This window comes from Streptomyces roseifaciens, from assembly GCF_001445655.1.
GTDB classification, from domain to species: Bacteria; Actinomycetota; Actinomycetes; order Streptomycetales; family Streptomycetaceae; genus Streptomyces; species Streptomyces aureoversilis.
Genome location: NZ_LNBE01000002.1, coordinates 1,046,396 through 1,065,362, shown reverse-complemented (window position 1 = coordinate 1,065,362; position 18,967 = coordinate 1,046,396). Strand labels below are relative to the sequence as shown.

Here is an 18,967-nt window from a genome sequence, read left to right as displayed (position 1 = left end):
GCACCGCGAGCCGTGGTGCCGGTATTTCGAGGAGGCAGCAGCGGCAATGGAGATTCGTTCCACGACCGATGAGGACCTTGACGTCTTCGTCGACACGGTCCATACCGCGTTCGGGCGCTTCCCGGAAACCCCGGTCGACGGCGGCGGGCTCTGGTGGTCGGCGCTCGAGATGGACCGCTGCCTGCTCGCCCTGACGGCGGACGGGCGGCCCGTCGGCACCGCCGCCGCGCACTCCTTCGAGCTCACCCTGCCCGGTGAGACCCTCGTCCCGGCCGCCGGGGTGACCGCCGTCGGCGTCCTGCCCTCGCACCGGCGCCAGGGCGTGCTCAGCGCGATGATGCGGCATCAGCTCACCGAGCTGCGGGCCCGCGGGGAGTTCCTCTCCGTGCTGCTGGCCTCCGAGGCCCCGATCTACGGCAGGTTCGGCTACGGACCGGCGACCTATACGGCGCAGCTGACGGTGCCGCGCCACAAGGCCGCCCTCGCCGTTCCCCGGGCGCGCGCAGTGGCCGATGCACCGGCGACCGGCCCGGACAACGGCTCGGTCGAGGTGCTGCGTCGTGCCGGGTGCGGTGCGATCCTGGAAGAGGTCTACGACCGGTATCGCCGCGCCCAGCCCGGCGCGCTGTCCCGGCCGCACCGCTGGTGGGCCTTGCGCGCGGGGCAGCCCCCGATCTCGCCGGCGCCGCGCTACGTCGCCGTTCACCGTGACGCCGACGGCGTCCCGGACGGGTACGCCAGCTATTCGATCGGCGAGCACCAGACGTTGACGGTCGACGAGACCATCGCCACCGACGACACGGTCTTCACGGCCCTGGCCCGGTTCGTACTCGGACACGACCTGGTCACTCAGGTCGTCTTCAAGCACGTCCCGCCCGACCACCCGCTGCGCTGGCAGTTCGCGGACTTCCGCGCCGCCCAGGTGAACGACGACACCGACTGGCTCTGGGTGCGGCTGCTGGACGTCCCGCGTGCGCTGACCGCGCGCGGCTGGTTCACGGACGGCGAGCTCGTCCTCGACGTCGCGGACCCGTTCCTCGGCGAGCACGGCCGCTACCTGCTGACCGTCCGGGACGGCAAGGCCGACTGCGTCCCGACGGACCGGGAGCCCGACCTGTCCCTGGACGTGAGCGACCTGGGCTCGGTCCACCTCGGCGGCACCGCCCCGAGCACGCTCGTGCGTGCCGGACACATCCGGGCCCACCGCCCGGGCGCAGCCGCCCTCGCCGACGCCCTCTTCCGCGCCGAGCGCTCCCCGCACTGCCTGCACTGGTTCTGACCGCGCGCTCGCCGACCCGGGCCCGGGAGCCGCTTTGCACCGTGGCGTGACCCGAAGTGCCCGCCCGGTGAGAGGCGGGCGCTGTCGTACGCCGTGGCATCAGGGCCTGCGGTACTCGCCCTTGGCGGACACGGCCTCGAAGGTGCACTCCTCGCTGATCGTGGTGGAGCTGCGGGCACCCAGCGACTCCCACGCCGTGGTGTGCCGCACGACCTGCCCCAGGACCCGGCAGGCGTAGACCATGCGGACCTGGCTGGCGGATCCCTTGCCCTTGCAGGTGACCCATACGGCGGTGTTGGCCCGGTGACCCTGACAGCTCGGCGGGGTCCATGCCTTCTCGGTACCGCTCGTTCCGGCTTGCGCGGCGGGGGCGAGGGCGAACCCGGCCGCGCCGAGGGAGAGGGCGGCGACGGCGGTGGCTACGCGTCTGAACACGATGGCTCCTTGTGCCTCAAGTGGAAGGTGAGCCTCGGCCCCGATGGTCCTCGGGGTGGCCCGGGACGAGCTTGTGAGCACCGGCGAAACCGGGTCAATGCCGTGGTCCGTCCCGGACGCGGAAACCGTGTCCGGCCTGGTGGCGGGCTTTGTCCGGGCCTTGTCCGGACAGGTTGGCCGGTTCGCGGATTGCGGCCCCGGGCGGCGCCCGGAACCATTCCGGCATGAGGGGGACGGGCAGACAGCTGCGCAGGGCACGCGACGCGGGCGAGTTCACGGACCGCATGCGGCGGCTCAAGGAGCGATCGGGCCTGACCTACCGGGAGCTGGAACAGCGGGCGCAGGACCGCGGCGAGGTCCTCCCCCGCAGCACCCTCTCGGACGTACTGCAACGCCAGTCCCTGCCCCGGCCGGAACTGCTCGTCGCGTTCCTTCACGTGTGCGGGGTGGAGGACGAGCGCGAGATCGCGGCCTGGCTGGAGACGCGGACCCGTATAGAGGGCGCGTCGGGCAGCAGGCGACGCCTCCGGTCCAAGCCGTTGGCCGCCGCCGTGGCCGTGATCGCCGTTCTCCTGCTGGCGGCGGGCGTGTGGACGCTGCTGCCCGACGACGAAGGGGAGGCACGTACGCCGGCCGCCGCGGCGGTTCGGGGCTGGGTGGAGATCCGCCCGGCCCGGGCCCCGCACCTGTGCCTGACGGAGGGGCGCGACCGCAGTGGGGCGTACACCAGTGCGATCGCCGCCCAACGCCCTTGCAAGGAGGCGAGGCCGCCGCACACCTACCTCAAGCCGGTGCACGACGGCCCCGACGCCCCGCACTACATCGAATGGCACCACCCGACACACGGCAGGGGTTGCCTGACGATCCGGCGCAGCGCCCCGGCGAAGGGCATGCTCGAACCTTGGGACGCGTGCACCCGCGCCAACAAGGACCAGCAGTTCCGCGTAGAGCCCGCCGGCACCGAGTCGCGCTACCGGCTGCGCGCGGAGTCCACGTCCCAGTGCATCGGCATCTCCTCCGACGACACCCGCCCGGAGGCAGAAGCCGTCGAGAAACGGTGCGCTGACGGACCGGAGCAGCAATTCCTGATCAAGAACGTGGCCTGACCGGCCCGGTCGCTGCGCGAAACGGCCGCTGCTGCCGGCGTTGACCGCTTCGGCCTTCAGTAGGTGGGACTGCCCGAGGGGACGGGCGCGACGGTGCGGTCACCGAATGCGGTCCACGGCCGCCAGCCGCTGCCGGGCCGGGCCTGTACACGGGTGCGTATCCGCCCTTCGGCGGTGACGGCGAAGACGTGCATCCGTCCGGTGGCGTCGACCGTGGCCGTGGGCAGGGCGGCGAGCCGGACGCCGGGTTCGCCGAAGTCGTCGGCGGGTTCCCAGCTGCCGCCGGGGGCGACCTGCCGGCGGTGGTCGAGCCGGGCGCCGCCGGGAGACAGGGCGAAGGCGTCGAGCCTGCCGTCGGCGTCGGCGACGAGCGCCGGGGCCGTGGCGGTCCAGCCGAACATCGGCTGCCAGCCGTCCCAGCCTCCGCTCGGCAGGGTCTGACGCCGGGAGAACGTCGCCACACCGGACGGGGCCGTCGCGGCGACGGTGAGCCTGCCGCTGCCGTCGCGTGCCACGCGTGGCGCAGTGCCGGCCGCGGTGCCGAAGCGGCTCCACTGCGCCCAGGGGCCGTTGGGTGTCTCCTGCCACCGGTGGTAGATCCCGGAGCCACCGGGCGAGAGGGCGAAGACTTCCAGCCGTCCGTCGGCGTTGGCCGCGACGACGGGCGGTGCGCCTGCGGGCCCGCCGAAGCCGCCGTCCCACGCGTCCCAGGTCAGCGATCCGGGTGAGGCCTGCCGTCGCCGGGCGACGGCGGTGCCGCCCGGGCCGAGCGCGAAGACCTCCAGTCTGCCGTCGGCGTTGCGGGCGACGGCGGGGGCTGCGCCTGCCGCGCCGCCGAACTCCTCCCAGTCGTGCCAGCCGCCGTCCGGCCGCTGCACCCGGTGGTGCAGGCCGGCACCGCCCGGGGCGAGGGAGAACACCTCCAGTCGGCCGTCGGTGTTGCGGCCGAGCGTGGGGACCGCCCCGGCCGACCCGCCGAACGGCTCCCACGGCGACCACGTGTCGGCCTGCGGGTCGAGCTGGACGCGTCGCAGTACCGAACCGTCGCTCGCGTCCAGCGCGAAGACGGTCAGCCGGCCGTCGACATCCAGTCCGGCGACGGGGTTGTCCACGCTCTGCCAGGGCGGTGGTGTGTCCCGCCACTGCAAGGGGGCGAGGTACAGCCCCTGGTGGAACCAGCCCGCGGCGCTCCCGTGCCACTCCTGTCCGTCGTGGACCACCTCGACCGCGTGACCGGGCACGTGGCCGGCGTATCCGCCGAGGTCGAAGGAGAACGGGTTCCGGGACGCGAACACGTCGGTGCCGTCGTAGCCGTTGCGGGGCCCGATGAACAGGTAGTACCAGCCGTCCCGCTCGACGACGAAGGGCGACTCGGTGACCGATACCGTCGCGGCGGTGGTCGCGTCGGTGAACGCGATTCCCGGTTCACTCCAGTGCAACAGGTCGTCGGAGCGCCGGAAGGCCACCACGTGCCGGCCGTCCTGGCCGGACAGTTCGGTGTAGAACATCACCCATTGTCCGGCGATCCTCACCACCATCGGGTCGCGGGCCACGCGCCCCCGGAAGAGCGGGCCTGTCGGGACCCGCGTCCAGGTGAACAGGTCGGCCGAGGTGGCGAGGTTGATCGCGGCACCGCTCCGGCCGCCGGCGGCGTAGAACATCCAGTACGTGCCGCCTGCCTCGATGACGTGCGGCGCCCACAGGTGTTCCTCGCCGAAGTAGGCCGGGTCGACGGTCAGCGCGTCGGCGTGCGTGGTCCACGGTCCGTACGGATCCGGGGCGGAGGCGTGGGCGAAGGAGACCTCGGCCGCGCTGTCGGGGGCCTGGCCGGCAGGCGCGACGGCACCGACGATGCCGAACAGGTGCCACCGGCCGGCCGCCTTGATCAGCGTGTGGTCGTTCAGGTAGCGCCGCCCACCGGGGGTGGACGGATCGTGGACGTGCGTGAAGGGCCCCACGCCGAGCCACGGGTGGGGCGGGGGCGGCGCAGCGGTGGCGACCGCGCCGCCCACGGCTCCCGGCAGCGCGAGTGCGCCCGCCGCGGCGCAGCCCTGGAGCAGACGGCGTCTGCTGATCGGATGCATGGGTCCTCCCGCAGGGGTGCCGCGGCCGGCCGGGCCTCGTCGCCCCGGCCGGCCGCGGGTGTCGGGTCATTTGACGGGCGGGCCGGCGGTGCTGTTGAGCCAGGCCCATTCGGACCAGGTGCTGAAGCCGGTCTGCCACCTGTGGTGGACCCCGGCCTGGCTCGTCCCGAAGACCTCGATGCGACCGTCGGCATTCGCCGTGGCGCTGATCCCGGTGCCGCCGGTTCCGAAGTTGTCCCAGTCGGCATAAGGAGCGTTCGCGCCCTTCTGCCAGATGTGTGCGGCGGTCTCACCGTTGATGGCGAAGACCTCCACACGCCCGTCGGGACTGCGGTCGCTGGTGAGCTGGGAATTCGCAGGGCCGTGCGTCGGCTCCCAGCCCGACCAACTGGTCGGTCCCGTCTGGTACCTGTGGAACACCCCTACCGGACCGGAGGCGAACACCTCCAGGCGGCCGTCCGCGTTGTGGTCGACGGTCACGTCATGACCGCCGCCACCGAAGTCCTCCCACTGTGACCAGCCACCATTGACAGCCGTCTGGTACTGATGCTGGAACGTGCTCCCATTGAGCGCGAACACCTCAAGGCGGCCGTCGACAGCCTTCTCCATCTTCACCCGGCTGTCGGCAGGACCACCGCCGGAAGGCTCCCAGGTCGACCAGCCGCTGTTCGGAGCAGCCTGATACCGGTGGAACACTCCCTTCGGCCCCGAAGCGAACACCTCGATACGGCCATCGGCGTTGACCCCGGCGGCCACGCTGTTCCCGCCGGTACCGAACGCCTCCCAGTCCGACCAGGCGCCGGACGGGGAGAGCTGATAGCGGTGCTGGGCAACGTCGCCATTGATCGCGAACGCCTCCAGACGCCCGTCGGCATTCGGCGCGATCGCGAGCTGCGCATTGCCGGGGCCGCCCAGCCGCTCCCACTCCGACCAGCCGCCGTTGACCTGGGACTGCCAGGCGTGGTGCACCCCGTCGGCCCCGGCCGCGAACACCTCCAGCCGGCCGTCGGCCGACCGGGCCGACACCACCCGGCCGGACTCCTGGGGGTACACCAACGGCGCGGGGCCGGGGCCCGGATGCCCGAGACGCGCCACCGCGGCGCGTGCCTCGTCCATGTGCCGCAGGTGATGGCCCATGACGTACGTGGACCACGGCTGCCAGTTCTTCCCCTCGTTGGAGATGCGGTAGGCCGCGTTCGCGTTGCACTGGGCGTCGTAGGCGCAGGCGTCGTCGACCTCCGCATGCCAGTAGTTGTTGATCTGCCACAGCCCGCGGTCGGTCGACGCGGGGGTGTTGCCCGTCGTGTTGGACGCGGACGGGTTGCAGCTCGACTCGGCCAGTGCGACCGCGACGGCGAGTTCCAGGGCCTCGCCGCGCCAGCCCGCGTTGTAGCCGACTTGGGCGCACAGGTCGCTCGCGTCCGCTCGTGCCGGTGAGGCGCCGGCGACCAGGCCCGCCGCGGCGAGCAGCGGAGCCAGGACCGACACGACGATACGGCGGCAGGCGCCTCCGGCCGGCGAGGCCGTTCTCGCTCGCCGGGAGCCCAGGATCGATATCAACTGCTGCCCCTTCAGGTGGCCGGTCATTTCACGGGGGGACCGGAGGTGCTGTTCACCCAGGTCCATTGCGACCAGGTGCTGAACCCGGTCTGCCACTTGTGGTGGACCCCCGCCTGGCTGGTGCCGAAGACCTCGATGCGGCCGTCGGCATTGGTGGCGGCGGTGATCTCGGTTCCGCCGGTGCCGAAGTCGTCCCAGTCGCTGTAGGGAGCGTTCGCGTCCTTCTGCCAGATGTGCGCGGCGGTCTCACCGTTGATGGCGAAGACCTCGACACGCCCGTCGGCGGTGCGGTCGCTCGTGAGCCGGGAATTCGCAGGGCCTCGCGTGGGCTCCCACTCCGACCAACTGGTGGGGCTCGTCTGGTACCTGTGGAACACCCCCACGGGCCCCGAAGCGAACACCTCGAGACGACCGTCGGCATTGTGGTCGACGGTCACGTCGTGACCGCCACCGCCGAAGTCCTCCCACGGCGACCAGCCGCCGTTGACGGCGGTCTGGTACTGGTGCTGGAAGACGTTCCCGTTGAGGGCGAACACCTCGAGCCGGCCGTCGGGGGCCTTCTCCATCTTCACCCGGCTGCCGGCGGGGCCACCGCCCGTGGGCTCCCACTCCGACCAACCGCTGTTGGGCGCGGTCTGATACCGGTGGAAGACGCCCACCGGACCGGAGGCGAACACCTCGATACGGCCGTCGGCGTTGACTCCGGCAGCGACGGTGGTTCCACCGGTTCCGAAGTTCTCCCAGTCCGACCAGGCGCCGGACGGCGTCAGCTGGTATCGGTGCTGGACGGTGTCGCCGTTGGCCGCGAACGCCTCCAGCCGCCCATCGGCATTGGGAGCGACCGCGAGCTGCGCGTTACCGGGTCCGCCCAGCCGCTCCCACTCCGACCAGCCGCCGTTGACCTGGGTCTGCCAGGCGTGGTGCACCCCGTCGGCTCCGGCCGCGAAGATCTCCAGCCGGCCGTCGGCCGACCGCGCCGACACCACCCGGCCCGACTCCACCGGATACACCAGCGGCGGGGGCCCGGGGCGTTGGCCCGGCGTGCACGGTATGGTCACGCCGCGTTCTGCGAGGTAGGGAACGGGGTCGATGCCATGATTCATGCTGGTGTCGCGTCGCACCCGCAGGTGGAGGTGGGGACCGTCGGCCTGGCCTTCGGCGCCCATGAGCGCGATGCGCTGACCGGCCGTCACCCGGTCGCCCACGGCGACGTCGCGACGGTACATGTGCCCGTACTCGGTCACCGTTCCGTCGGGGTGCAGGATGCGGATCCACTGTCCGTAGCCGTCGGCGGGACCCGAGTTGATGACCTCGCCGTCGCCCACGGCATGGATCGGAGTGCCGTAGTTGCTGGCGATGTCGATGCCGTCGTGATCGCGAGCGCCGCCGTAGGGATCGGAGATGAAGCCGACCGTCGGGCAGGAGGCGGCGAATCCGGCTGCCTGGGCTCGCGCGGCGGCCGGGGACGTCGTCACCAACGACGGCAATACGGTGACTGCCGCCGCGAGAACGAGGCGCAGCGCACGTCTGGAAAGACCGTCTAGCACGTGGCGTCCTTCCCCCTCGGGGTCATGTCGGAACGGACGGGTGAGGTACGGTCGCGGGTCGTCCGAGCGACGGCTCGCGCACCGGCGGGGTGGACGCTAGCCACGGCTGCCCGGTGAGGGCATCGGGAACGCTACGGGTTGACAAGGTTGCGCCCGCGGCGACCGGGGGCCGGGGGCCGGCGGATATTTGGTGGCCATCGCCACAAGATCCACTTACCCTCAGGGAAGATTTCAAGATCGTCTTCAGGAAAAGTGAGTTTTGTACATGAAGTTGACCCGCGTGTCGCTCCTCGTCGTCGCCGCCGCCATCGCGCCGGCCGTCCTGCTCTCCACCCCGGCGCTCGCCGCCGGTGCGGTGCAGGCTCCCGTTACGGCGCCGGCCTCGGCAACCCAGGGCAACACCAGCGACTCGGACAACCAGGTCGCCATCGTCCAGCTCGTCTCGAAGTACCCCGGCGCGGCGATGAAGGAAGGCGCCAGGGCCGCCCTCAAGGGCACCCCTGAGGACCGCGTCCGCTTCCTGGAGTCCGGTCAGTTCGTCGCCCGCGACTCGGACAACCAGGTCGCCATCGTCCAGCTGGTCTCCAAGAACCCCTCCCCGGAGTTCAAGGCCGCGGCGAAGAAGGCCCTCAACGGCACGCCCGAGGACCGCGTCCGCTTCCTCGCCGAGCACCAGTAGGACCTACCGGCTCCCCGAGCCGTGACACCTCTGAGGCCCGCAGTAATTACTGCGGGCCTCAGGTGTCGTAACAGGATCACGGCCTGGACTTCGGAGTGGGGCGCGCCTCCGCCACACGGGGGAGCCGGTTCCTGCTCGCGCGTGATTCCCGCTCGCCCACGGCCGACCAGAGTGGACGCATGGCGATCAGAGCGACGACTACGACGAGCCCGACCGGCCCCACAGCCCCCACAGCCCCCACATACAAGGCAAGTTCAGCCAGTGCGCAGCCGGGCCCGGCGGGCGCCACGGCGTCCGGCGGGACCGAGCACCCCGTGCCGCTCTGGGCGGAACGCATCGCCCGGCTCCTCCCCCTCCTCGCCCTGCCGGTGTGCCTGTGGCGGCTGCCCATCGGCTTCGACTTCCCGATGGGCGCGGACGCGGCCCCGATGTCGTGGACCCGGTGGGCCAACGTGTCCTACGTCGTCACGCTCAGCCTGCTGTCCGAGGCGTTCGCGCTGCTGTGCCGCGGCCTGGTGCGGCCGTGGGGCGAGGTGGTGCCGCGCTGGGTGCCGGTGCTGCGCGGCAGGCGCATACCCCCGTTCGCGGTGATCGTGCCCGCCGCTCTCATGGGGGCGCTCTTCACCGCACTGCTGGTCCAGTGGGTGCTCTGCACGTTCCACCTCACGGGCTTCTCCGATGTCCCGTACACCAGCGGGTGGTGGCGGCTACTGGCCGCCGTGGTCAGCGGCCTGATGGCGCTGTGGGGACCGCTGATCCTCGCCCTGACGTACGGCTACTACCGGCGCCGGTGCCGTACGGCCGCGTGAGCGCGGCCCGTCCTACCTCCCCTCAGGCACCCGCCCGGCCGGCTACCGGCGCCTGCGCACACGGATCCCGCGGCTGCTCCCTGTGACATCCTCGGTGACGTGACGAGCGAACCTGTCAAGGACGAGGAGTCCGGCGTCGCACCCGACGTCGTCGCGCCGGCCAAGGTCGTGGCCGCGTTACGCGCCGAGAACGAGCGCCTGCGCCACCAGGCGTCCACCGCGGCCGTGCTGGAGCGCGCCAAAGGCTTTCTGATGGCACGGTCGGGGTGCTCGGCTGCAGAAGCACACGAGGAACTGACCCGGCGGGCGCGAGCCGGCGGCCGCACGCTGACCGAGGAGTGCTGGATCGCCCTCGGTGACATCCCGCAGGCGCCCCACCCGCCCTTCCTCCCCGTCCAGGGCGTCACGGACGTTCCCGACGTCCCGGACCAGGGTTCCCCGGGGCCGTCCCGACCGACGCGTCACGGCCCGGCCCCCGCCGCCGCCGGGCAGGCGGCCGGGCAGGCGCTGGAATCCGGCACGGAGCCGCGCCCGCCCTCCCGCACCGCGCTCCTCGGCAACCTCAGCAAGGCACTCACCGGTGCCACCTGCCCGCAGGACGTCGCGGAACGGCTGCTGGACCACCTGGCCGGTTCCCCGGTCCGGGCCGACGCCGTCCTCCTCTTCTCCCTCACCGTGCACGACGCCCTGGAACTCGCCGGGCACGCCGGCACCGGGGCCGCGGTCGCCGCCCAGTGGCGGTCCGTGCCGCCCGTCGGCGGCATCGCCGCCCTGGACACGATCCGCCGCGGCGAAGCCGTGTGGCTGGAGGACCCGGCACAGGACGCACAGCGCTACCACCTGATCGGGCAGCCGCCGCAGAAATGGCGCACCCGCGCCTGGCTCCCGGTCACCACCGGCGGCAGGGTCACCGCGGCCCTCGGCGTCCTGCGCACCGTGGACGCCCCCTTCGGCGAGGACGTGCGCGAGCTGCTGCAGTCCGTCGCCCGGCTGTGCGCCGGGAGCCTCCGCGCAGGGGAGGTACGTCCGGGGCCGCTCCGGCTGAAGGGACAACCCGGTCCGTCCACGTGGTCCGGAAGGTCCGGGGCCCCGGAGGCGCCCGGAGGGTGCGCGCCGGCCGGGCAGCCCGTACAGCCCGGCTGCCCGGGAGGGCCCGAAGCCGGCACGACCGCACTCGTCCAGGCCGTCCTCGACGTCCTCCAGGGCCCCGCCATCCTCCTCACCCCGCTGCGGTCACCGTCGGGTGACGTCGAGGACTTCCGCATCGACGCCGCCGCGCCGCAATCCGTCGATGTCGCCGGCCGACGCGGCCGCCGGCTGGTCGGGCTGCGGGTCCTGGAGTGCTACCCCGCCGTGGCCGGCGCCGATGTCTGGCAGGGCTGCCTGCGGACACTCGCCACGGGGACGCCGTACGAGGGCGAGCCCTTCACCTACGAGGGGGTCGTCGCCGGCCTGCGGCAACGCTCCGTCTTCTCCGTCCGTGCAGTGAAACTCGGTGACGCCCTCGTGGTCACCTGGACGGGCCACGACGACGTCGCCCGGCAGCAGGCCCTGCTGGCCGACCTGCAGCGGCTCGGCAACCTCGGCTGGACGGACTGGAACCTCGTCACGGGCGCCATCACCTGGTCACCCCAGGTCCACGCCGTCCTCGACCGCGACCCGGAAGCGGGCCCGCTGCCCCTCGACGCCTTCCCCGGTGACGTCCTGCCCGAGGACGCCCCGGGCTTCACCGGCGCGCTCCGGCAGCTCCTGGGCGCGGGCACCCCCGTCGACCACCAGGTCCGGATCACGACGCGGGGAGGTGTCCGGCACCTGCGGGTCGTCGCCGAGGCGGTGCCGGACGCCCACGGCACCCCCGTCGAAGTGCACGGTTTCGTCCAGGACGTCACAGCGCATCGCACCGCCGAACTGGCCCTGACGGAGACCCGGCAGGCCGTCCTGGCCCAGCGCAACGTCCTGCAGGAGGAACGGACGGTCGCCGCCCGCCTGCAGCACGCCCTTCTGCCGCTGCCCGGGCAGTCGCTGAACCTGGGCGATCTGCGCGTCGACGTCGCCTACCTCCCCTCCCACGACGACATCAACGTGGGCGGCGACTGGTACAGCGCCCTCGAAATGCCGGGCGGCGGCGTGCTCTTCGCGGTCGGCGACGTGGCCGGACACGGCATCGACGCGGTGGCCACGATGGCCCAGCTGCGGTTCACGGCCAAGGGCATGGTCGTCACCGGCTCGTCGCTCACCGGTGCGCTGCACCGGCTCAACACCCTGCTCCTGCACACCCGCGACCACCATGCCACCGCCACCCTCGTGCTCGGCCGCTACGACCCCGCCGACCGCTGCCTGACCTGGGTCCAGGCGGGCCATCCACCGCCCTTGCTCGTGCGCCACGGGAAGGCGCAGTTCCTCTCCCCGCCCGAGGGCATACTGCTCGGCGCCACGCTGCGGCCCTCCTTCGACGAGGCCGTGTGCCGGATCGCACCCGGCGACCACCTGCTGCTGTACACCGACGGCCTGATCGAACGCCCCAGGGAACACTTGGACAAGGGGCTCGGCCGTCTCGCCCGCGCCGCCGAGACCGAACTGTCCACGGACGGCTCCGGCTCGCTCGACACCCTGCTGGCCCGTCTCCTCCCGGACGAACAGCGCGACGACGTGTGCCTCCTGGACATCCACCTGCCCGCATCCGCCTGACGAGCGATCTTCGCGAGGCTCCGGCGACGAATCCGGAGGAGGACCCCCGGGCGCCTCGCCGTCGCACGTGGCGTAGCCCTGCATCGCGGGCATTGCGTCGGCCGCCGTAGGCCGGGGCTCCGGATGCCCCGGCCTCGCTGCGCCGGGGTCTGGCCGCGCCGATCGACGCGTGCTACGAAGAGGCATGGCGACATCGAGGGACATGCCCGGGACGATCCCGGACGCCGCCCACCGGGTCGGAGCCCGTCCCCCGGCCGGGCAGGCCGCCGGGGCGTACGACGCGGTGATCGTCGGCGGTGGTCACAACGGTCTGGTCGCCGCCGCCTATCTGGCCCGCGCCGGACGCCGCGTGATCGTCCTGGAACGCCTCGGCCGAACCGGCGGTGCCGCCGTCTCCACGCGCCTCTTCCCCGGCTTCGACGCCCGGGTCTCGCGCTACGCCTATCTCGTCGGACTGCTGCCCCGAAAGATCGTGAAGGACCTCGGGCTGCGCTTCACCGTCCGCAGGCGCGCAGTCTCCTCCTACTCCCCCACCGTGCGCGGCGGGCGGCCCACCGGCCTTCTGGTGGAACGCGATCAGTCCCGCACCCGCGCGTCGTTCGCCCGGCTCACGGGATCGGACAAGGAATTCGACTCCTGGCAGCGGTTCCACGGCATGACCCGGCACGTGGCCGAGCGGGTCTTCCCCACCCTCACCGAGCCGCTTCCCACCCGCGCCGGACTCCGCGCCCGGATCGATGACCGGTCCGCCTGGGAAGCCCTTTTCGAGCGACCCCTCGGCGAGGCCATCGAGGCCGCTTTCCAGGACGACCTCGTGCGCGGCATGGTGCTCACCGATGCCCTCGTGGGCACGTTCACCCATGCCCAGGACACCACGCTGCGCCAGAACCGCTGTTTCCTCTACCACGTCATCGGCGGCGGCACCGGTGACTGGAACGTCCCCGTGGGCGGCATGGGGGCACTGACCGACGCCCTCGCCGACGCGGCCCGCTCCGCCGGCGCACACATCCTCACGGAGTGCGAGGCGACGCACATCGCCACGGACGGCCGTACGGCCGAGGTGACCTCCACACGGGGTGTGTTCGCGGCGCGGCACGTCCTGGTCAACGCCTCCCCGTACGAACTGGCCCGGCTCCTGGGCGAGGAGCCCCCGCCGCCGGCCGAGGGCTCCCAGCTCAAGGTCAACATGCTGCTGCGACGCCTGCCCCGGCTACGCGACACCGCCGTCGAGCCGCGCACCGCCTTCTCGGGGACCTTCCACATCAGTGAGGGGTACGAGGAGCTGGAGACCGCCTACGAGCAGGCGTCCACCGGCCGGCTCCCCTCCGCCCCGCCCTCGGAGATCTACTGCCACTCCCTCACGGACCCCTCCGTCCTCGGCCCCGCACTGGCCCGCGAGGGGTACCACACCCTCACCCTCTTCGGGCTCCACACGCCCGCCCGGCTGTTCACCACCGACCACGACGCCACCCGGGAGCGACTGCTCCGGGCCACGCTGGAACAGCTCGACTCCCACCTCGCCGAGCCCCTCGCCGACTGCCTGGCCGTCGGCAGCGACGGCCGCCCGTGCATCGAGGCCAAGAGCCCCCTGGACCTCGAGCGGGAACTAGGGCTACCAGGCGGCAACATCTTCCACTCCGCACTCGAATTCCCCTGCACGGACAACAGTGACGAGGTCTCGGCGGCCGCCCGGTGGGGCGTGGAGACCGCCCACCCCAACATCCTCCTGTGTGGTTCGGGCGCGGCACGCGGCGGCCTGGTCAGCGGCATCCCCGGCCACAACGCGGCCATGGCCGCGCTGAGCCACTGACCTCGCCGCAACGACCGCGCTCCGTCCCTCAGGACTGCGAGGCCGCCCGTCCGAGGGCCCGCTCGATGCGTACGGCCACATCGTGCCACGGGCGACACGGCACGACAGGCACCCCGTGGAGCGCGGCCTGGTCGGCGAGCCATTGTGAGTACCGGGCGCTGACCTGGGCTCTATGGGTCTGAAGACCGCTGTTCGGCTCGCGGGCGGCATAGTTGGCGGTGATCTGCTCCGGATCGTCCTCGTGCAGGAAGACGGCCCGTATGTCACGGCCGATCACCGCGCCTTCCTCTACGGCGCGGGCGGCGGCGGCCGGGGTGAGGTAGTCACCTTCGATGACCGCCGGCACGTCGATGGTCAACCGGTTGTCCACGACGCCGAGGAGGGCGGGCTGCAACGCGTCGGCCGTGGCGATCTGCAACTCCACCACACGGTCGACGTCGAGCACGGAGGTGTCAGGTATCCCGTCGAAGCAGTGCAGGCCGGGGTGCTGTTCAACAGTGGTGAGGCGTTGGACCGCGCTGACCACGTCGTCGAACTCGACCACGAACGCGCCGCTCGACCGCGCCAACCGGGCGGCGGCCCGGCTCTTGCCCACGCCCGAAGCGCCGCCGAGGAGAAGGACGTCCCACGATGAGTCGATCATGCTCAGACCGTATACGGACGGGGTTGGAAGAAAGGCCGGCGGCTGTTCCGACAAGACAGGCCCGCCGTCCGCAATATGGCAATGTCCCCTCGCGGGAGGGGACATTGTGGACTACTTGGCGCGCACCTTGCGGCCCTTTGGCGGCTCACATTCCTTCGCGGCTGCGATGAAGGGCTTGAGCGCATCATGGAGCTTATTCAGCGAGTCGGGCCCGAGCTCGATCTGGTAATACTGGACAGACGGGACCAATCTGGTTTCGAATTCGCTGCTTCCGTCCTCGTCGTCCTTCGCGGCCCCGACCCGCACGTCCATACCCGGAACTGCGAAGGTGTGCAGATGGACATCCCCGGTCACGGTCGGATCGAGGTCGTCGTAGGCTTCCACCTTCACCCATGTCTCCTGGGTGATGGACTGGTCTCCCACCGTCAATGTTCTGCCTCCCTTCCGCACACCCGTCTCACCTTGTCGCGATTCGTCTACCTCAATAAATCTGGTGCCCATCAGCGCCCCTTCTCAAGAACAATCAAATCCTATCCGCTGCTGGGGAGTTGCACTCAATCGGGAAGACGCCGGGAGGCCTCCACGGTTCCCGGACGTCCTTTGACTGCAGTCTCAATGGGTGAGTCGGCGGCAGCAGATGAGGGTTCGTTCGATGCTGGTGAGGGTCAGGAAGCAGCTGCGAAGACGAGAGGGCTTCGCCCCGTGATGCCTGCGGGGGTGCATGCGGTCAGAGCCAGCCACGCCGGGCCGCCTGGACGCCTGCCTGGAAGCGGGTCGTGGCGCCCAGCCGGGTCAGCAGTGCCGAGACGCGGCGCACGACGGTGCGGCGGCCCAGGCCCAGGCGCCTGGCGATCGCGTCGTCCGTGGCACCGCTGGCCATGAGTGTGAGGATCTGCCGGTCGCGGGTGTCGAGCTGCGGGCCGATGCCCGCAGCCGACACCGGAACGGCGAGCTTCCACAGGGACTCGAACACCTTGGACAGCGTCTGGAACAGGCCGGACGGGCGGACGAGGAGGGAGACGAGGCCCGGGTGGTCGTCGGCGACGACGGTGACCACCGCCAGGTCGCCGTCACGGATGGCGAGTTTGATGGGCGGGTCGTCCAGGGCCCGCGCCTGCTCTCCGGCCTCGATCATGCGCGCCATGTTGGGCCCCGCGACCGGGTCGGCGAACGCTGTGCCGTGGTAAATGGTGCGGTAGACGACTCCGGCGGCCATGCGCTCGCGCTGGATCGTCTCCTGCTCCAGGTAGTGGTCGGGCGTCCCGGAGTACGGCGGGACGTCGATGACCCGGAGCTCGTGGCGCGCCGCCAGCTGCAGTTGCCGGCTGATCACGAGCAGGCGCACGGAGTCCTCGACGACCTCCAGCGCGCCGTAGTGACCGGCTTCCCGCCGGGCGAACCGGTAGAGCTGCTCCAGCTCCGTGCCCGCCCGGCGCAGGGCCGACCGCAGGGCCGCGTCGCGCTGCAGCAGCACCTCGACGACCTGCGTGGGCGGCAACGCCTCCCAGAGGGCCTCCCCGGCGGCGGAGCCCGTCGCCATGACGATGTTCTCGGCGGCGAGTTCCTCCAGCACCGCCGTGACGGCGGACTCGCTCAGACCGGACCGGGCCGCCAGCCGCCCCAGGGGCTCGCCCGGATGGCCGACCAGGGACCGGTACACACGTCCGCGCTCGGAGGCCGGGTCCAACACGTCGTGCACGACTCTCCCCTCGCCGTACTCGAACGCCGGGCAACCCGACCACCGAACCTTACAGCGGGAGTGGCACACCTGCGCCAGTGGCCCAAGTAGGCCGCCTTGCCGTATGGCGCGGGGCCGGTCGCTGCGATGAGATTCCCGGTGTCCGGCCGAACCACTGTTCCCCGACACCCAGCCCACCGCGAGGACTCCGATGAGATCAGTCCTGCCCTCCTGGCTCCTGCCTTCCCGGCTTCCGCCTTCCCGGCCTCCCTTCCTTCCGCTGCCGCGTGTGCGGAGGGCGGTGGATGCCGTGACCGCCGTCGTCGCCGCCGTCGCCGTCGCGGTTCTCGTTCTGGTGGGCCTGCCGCTGCCGGCCGCCCACGCCGCCGAGGCCCCGGTCCCGCCCCCGATGCACGACGGCTTCGGCCTCACCCGGACGGGCCCGGTCACCGGCACGGCCACCAACTTCGTCGTCACGGTCACCACACCCCAGGTCGCCGGGGAGCACCGCATCCGCATCCTGCTCCCGCGCGACTACACGGCCGAGACCACCCGCCGTTACCCGGTCCTGTACTTTCTGCACGGCGCCTCCGACGACCCCGGCAACCCGAACCTGGCCTACCCCGCCCTCACCGCCGCCCAGTCGATGATCACCGTCATCCCCGACGGCGGCCGCCGCGGCTGGTACACCGACTGGCGCGACCAGGACACCGCCGCCGGCGCCCAGAACTGGGAGACCTTCCACATCAGCCAGGTCATCCCCTACATCGACGCCAACCTCCGCACCCTCACCGGCAAACAGAACCGCGCCGTCGCCGGCCTGTCCATGGGCGGCTTCGGCGCCCTCCACTACGCCCAGCGCCACCCCGGCCTCTTCGGCCAGGTCGCCTCCCTCTCCGGCGCCACCGACCTCTCCGCCAACCACCTCGTCATGCGCGGAGCCGTCGTCGCCACCCTCACCAACGCCGGTGCCGCGCTGTGCGGTTCCAGTGGCCCCACCTGCTCCCTCGACTTCGGGCCCACGGTCTCCAGCGACGCGATCTTCGGCTCCCCGTACCCGATACTCAACGCCGACCGGCTCTGGAACGAGGCCGACCCGTCCTCCCACATGGACCGCCTGGAGGGCATGGGCGTCGCGCTCTACACCGGGGACGGCAACGGCAACCCCGCCGAACCGGAGTTCTGGGTCAGATCGGCGGCGCAGCACGCCAAGGACGGCCTGGACCGGCTCGGCCACCCGTACCACTACGTCGACTACGGCAACGGCTCCGGCTGGGGCGGGGCGTGCGACGGCGGCCACAACTACGGCTGCTGGGCGCAGGACCTCGTGGACTACGTCCCGCGCCTGGAAGCGGCCTTCGCCTCCGCCGCCTGACCCGCCCGCAGCACCCCCGGAATCCCTTGTAGGGAAAGACGATTGAAGGGAAAGACGTTGTCTCTCGGGAAATGGTCGAGACGTACGAGGACGAGCGTGCTCGGCGCGCTCGGGCTGATGGCCGCGCTGCTCACGGTGGCGCCGCCCGCCAGTGCCGACGTGCCGGCGTTCGAGCTGCGTCCGCTGGTCCCGGCCGGCGCGGACTACGACCAGCGGCTCAGGGCCGAGGTCGAGTACTGGACCCTGGACAAGATGGCCGCCGCCGGCCTCAACCACGAGGACCAGGACGCGGCCCCGCCGCCGGGAGGCTGGGACGACCTCAGCAAACCGTGGCCGCGGAAGGCCGGGCTGATCTCCCGCACCGCCGGCAAGATCTTCATGGAGACCAAGGATCTGGACAACGGCACCGTCGCCCGGTCCTCGTGCTCCGGCAACGTGGTGACCGGCGCCAACGAAAGCACCGTGCTCACCGCTGCGCACTGCGTGCGCGTCCACACCCCCTTCGGTCTGGGGTGGGGGAACACGGTCGTCACCAACATGGTCTTCGTGCCGGGGTTCAACGGGGCGAACCTGCCCCGCCGCACCACCAGCACCGCACTTCCCGGCAAGGACATCGCGCCGTACGGGGTCTGGGGCGTGACGCGCGAGTTCTTCACCAAGACCTGGAGTGAGAGCGCCGACTGGCTGCTCGGGCACGACATGGCCGCGATCCTGGTGGACAACCCCGACGAGCCGCGGCCGATCGCCCAGGTCACCGGCGCACAGCGGATCGCCTTCGACCAGCCGCAGAGCCAGCAGCACCACGTATTCGGCTACCCCACCATCAACGAGCGCAACTACTACCGCCCCGGCAACGTGTCCTCGGGCCTCCAGCGCACCTTCGACGGCCGTTCCCTGATGGTGGCGCAGGGCACCTCCTGGGCGGACCCGGTCTACTACAGCGACGTGATGCGCGGCGCGCTGTCGCCGGGGACCAGCGGCGGCCCCCTGCTGGCCGGCCTCGACCCCGCCACCGGCGAGGGCGTCCAGGTCGGGGTCTTCTCCCGCTACGACGACCCGGGGCAGATCATCGGCATCATCGGCTGGCTGCAGGGCCCCAACCTGAGCTCCACCCACCTCGGTGCCGAGGAGCGGGCCGTCTACGACTTCGCCCAGTCGGCCGACCCGGCGGGCGGACCGTCGTCGGCCGGCGCGCGCACGTCCTCCGCGGGCACGTCCTCCGCGCACAAGGCCGCGCCCGCAGGCGCCGCGCCCCGCGGCACGAAGGGGTGACG

Annotated in this window: 15 protein-coding genes; 8 read left to right on the top strand and 7 right to left on the bottom strand. The window is 71.8% G+C overall.

The features are described 5' to 3' along the window. Window positions 1-46: 46 nt before the first annotated feature. Window positions 47-1,279, top strand: coding sequence for a GNAT family N-acetyltransferase (locus AS857_RS06055; protein WP_058042038.1), 1,233 nt, complete (start codon window positions 47-49; stop codon window positions 1,277-1,279). A 99-nt stretch (window positions 1,280-1,378) separates the two neighbouring features. On the opposite strand, the gene AS857_RS06050 is transcribed toward AS857_RS06055, so the two are convergent. After that, complete coding sequence (locus AS857_RS06050; protein ID WP_058042037.1) at window positions 1,379-1,714, bottom strand: hypothetical protein; 336 nt, start codon at window positions 1,712-1,714, stop codon at window positions 1,379-1,381. A gap of 224 nt (window positions 1,715-1,938) precedes the next feature. Here AS857_RS06050 and AS857_RS06045 point away from each other — a divergent pair, with 224 nt between their 5' ends. Further along, entirely contained in the window at window positions 1,939-2,820 is an 882-nt protein-coding gene (locus AS857_RS06045) for an XRE family transcriptional regulator (RefSeq protein WP_058042036.1), read from the top strand. Window positions 2,821-2,876: 56 nt separating this feature from the next. On the opposite strand, the gene AS857_RS06040 is transcribed toward AS857_RS06045, so the two are convergent. From AS857_RS06040 to AS857_RS06030, 3 genes are all read right to left on the bottom strand, one after another. Continuing rightward, a complete protein-coding gene (locus AS857_RS06040; RefSeq protein ID WP_058042035.1) occupies window positions 2,877-4,904 on the bottom strand; it encodes a DUF8189 domain-containing protein in 2,028 nt (675 codons plus the stop codon). Between the two features lie 66 nt (window positions 4,905-4,970). Further along, on the bottom strand, window positions 4,971-6,392 hold the full coding sequence (locus AS857_RS06035) for a DUF8189 domain-containing protein (RefSeq protein WP_420823911.1): 1,422 nt from the start codon (window positions 6,390-6,392) through the stop codon (window positions 4,971-4,973). A 95-nt stretch (window positions 6,393-6,487) separates the two neighbouring features. Beyond that, complete coding sequence (locus AS857_RS06030; protein ID WP_058042034.1) at window positions 6,488-8,011, bottom strand: DUF8189 domain-containing protein; 1,524 nt, start codon at window positions 8,009-8,011, stop codon at window positions 6,488-6,490. Between the two features lie 265 nt (window positions 8,012-8,276). Here AS857_RS06030 and AS857_RS06025 point away from each other — a divergent pair, with 265 nt between their 5' ends. From AS857_RS06025 to AS857_RS06010, 4 genes are all read left to right on the top strand, one after another. Next, window positions 8,277-8,690 (top strand): ALF repeat-containing protein, encoded by a 414-nt coding sequence (locus tag AS857_RS06025; protein WP_058042033.1) that lies wholly within the window; start codon window positions 8,277-8,279, stop codon window positions 8,688-8,690. 314 nt (window positions 8,691-9,004) lie between these two features. Continuing rightward, on the top strand, window positions 9,005-9,499 hold the full coding sequence (locus AS857_RS06020) for a hypothetical protein (protein ID WP_058042032.1): 495 nt from the start codon (window positions 9,005-9,007) through the stop codon (window positions 9,497-9,499). A gap of 99 nt (window positions 9,500-9,598) precedes the next feature. Then, a complete protein-coding gene (locus AS857_RS06015) occupies window positions 9,599-12,187 on the top strand; it encodes a SpoIIE family protein phosphatase (RefSeq protein ID WP_058042031.1) in 2,589 nt (862 codons plus the stop codon). Between the two features lie 202 nt (window positions 12,188-12,389). Beyond that, window positions 12,390-13,997, top strand: coding sequence for a phytoene desaturase family protein (locus tag AS857_RS06010; protein WP_079110101.1), 1,608 nt, complete (start codon window positions 12,390-12,392; stop codon window positions 13,995-13,997). A 28-nt stretch (window positions 13,998-14,025) separates the two neighbouring features. On the opposite strand, the gene AS857_RS06005 is transcribed toward AS857_RS06010, so the two are convergent. The 3 genes from AS857_RS06005 to AS857_RS05995 all read right to left on the bottom strand — a co-directional run bounded on the left by AS857_RS06005 (window position 14,026) and on the right by AS857_RS05995 (window position 16,339). Then, complete coding sequence (locus AS857_RS06005; RefSeq protein ID WP_058042030.1) at window positions 14,026-14,640, bottom strand: AAA family ATPase; 615 nt, start codon at window positions 14,638-14,640, stop codon at window positions 14,026-14,028. Between the two features lie 111 nt (window positions 14,641-14,751). After that, window positions 14,752-15,030 carry a hypothetical protein gene (locus AS857_RS06000; RefSeq protein WP_144440737.1) on the bottom strand — a complete coding sequence of 93 codons (279 nt, stop codon included), beginning with the start codon at window positions 15,028-15,030 and terminating at the stop codon, window positions 14,752-14,754. A gap of 337 nt (window positions 15,031-15,367) precedes the next feature. After that, entirely contained in the window at window positions 15,368-16,339 is a 972-nt protein-coding gene (locus AS857_RS05995) for a helix-turn-helix transcriptional regulator (protein WP_058042028.1), read from the bottom strand. A 280-nt stretch (window positions 16,340-16,619) separates the two neighbouring features. Here AS857_RS05995 and AS857_RS05990 point away from each other — a divergent pair, with 280 nt between their 5' ends. Beyond that, complete coding sequence (locus tag AS857_RS05990; protein ID WP_245699601.1) at window positions 16,620-17,693, top strand: alpha/beta hydrolase; 1,074 nt, start codon at window positions 16,620-16,622, stop codon at window positions 17,691-17,693. A gap of 96 nt (window positions 17,694-17,789) precedes the next feature. After that, window positions 17,790-18,965, top strand: coding sequence for a trypsin-like serine peptidase (locus AS857_RS05985; RefSeq protein WP_058042027.1), 1,176 nt, complete (start codon window positions 17,790-17,792; stop codon window positions 18,963-18,965). The last annotated feature ends 2 nt before the right edge of the window (window positions 18,966-18,967 follow it).

Coding starts and splice junctions, on each gene's coding strand:
- AS857_RS06045 (WP_058042036.1), top strand. CDS start 1,939: ATGAGGGGGACGGGCAGACAGCTGCGCAGGGCACGCGACGCGGGCGAG.
- AS857_RS06040 (WP_058042035.1), bottom strand. CDS start 4,904: ATGCATCCGATCAGCAGACGCCGTCTGCTCCAGGGCTGCGCCGCGGCG.
- AS857_RS06025 (WP_058042033.1), top strand. CDS start 8,277: ATGAAGTTGACCCGCGTGTCGCTCCTCGTCGTCGCCGCCGCCATCGCG.
- AS857_RS06010 (WP_079110101.1), top strand. CDS start 12,390: ATGCCCGGGACGATCCCGGACGCCGCCCACCGGGTCGGAGCCCGTCCC.
- AS857_RS06005 (WP_058042030.1), bottom strand. CDS start 14,640: ATGATCGACTCATCGTGGGACGTCCTTCTCCTCGGCGGCGCTTCGGGC.
- AS857_RS06055 (WP_058042038.1), top strand. CDS start 47: ATGGAGATTCGTTCCACGACCGATGAGGACCTTGACGTCTTCGTCGAC.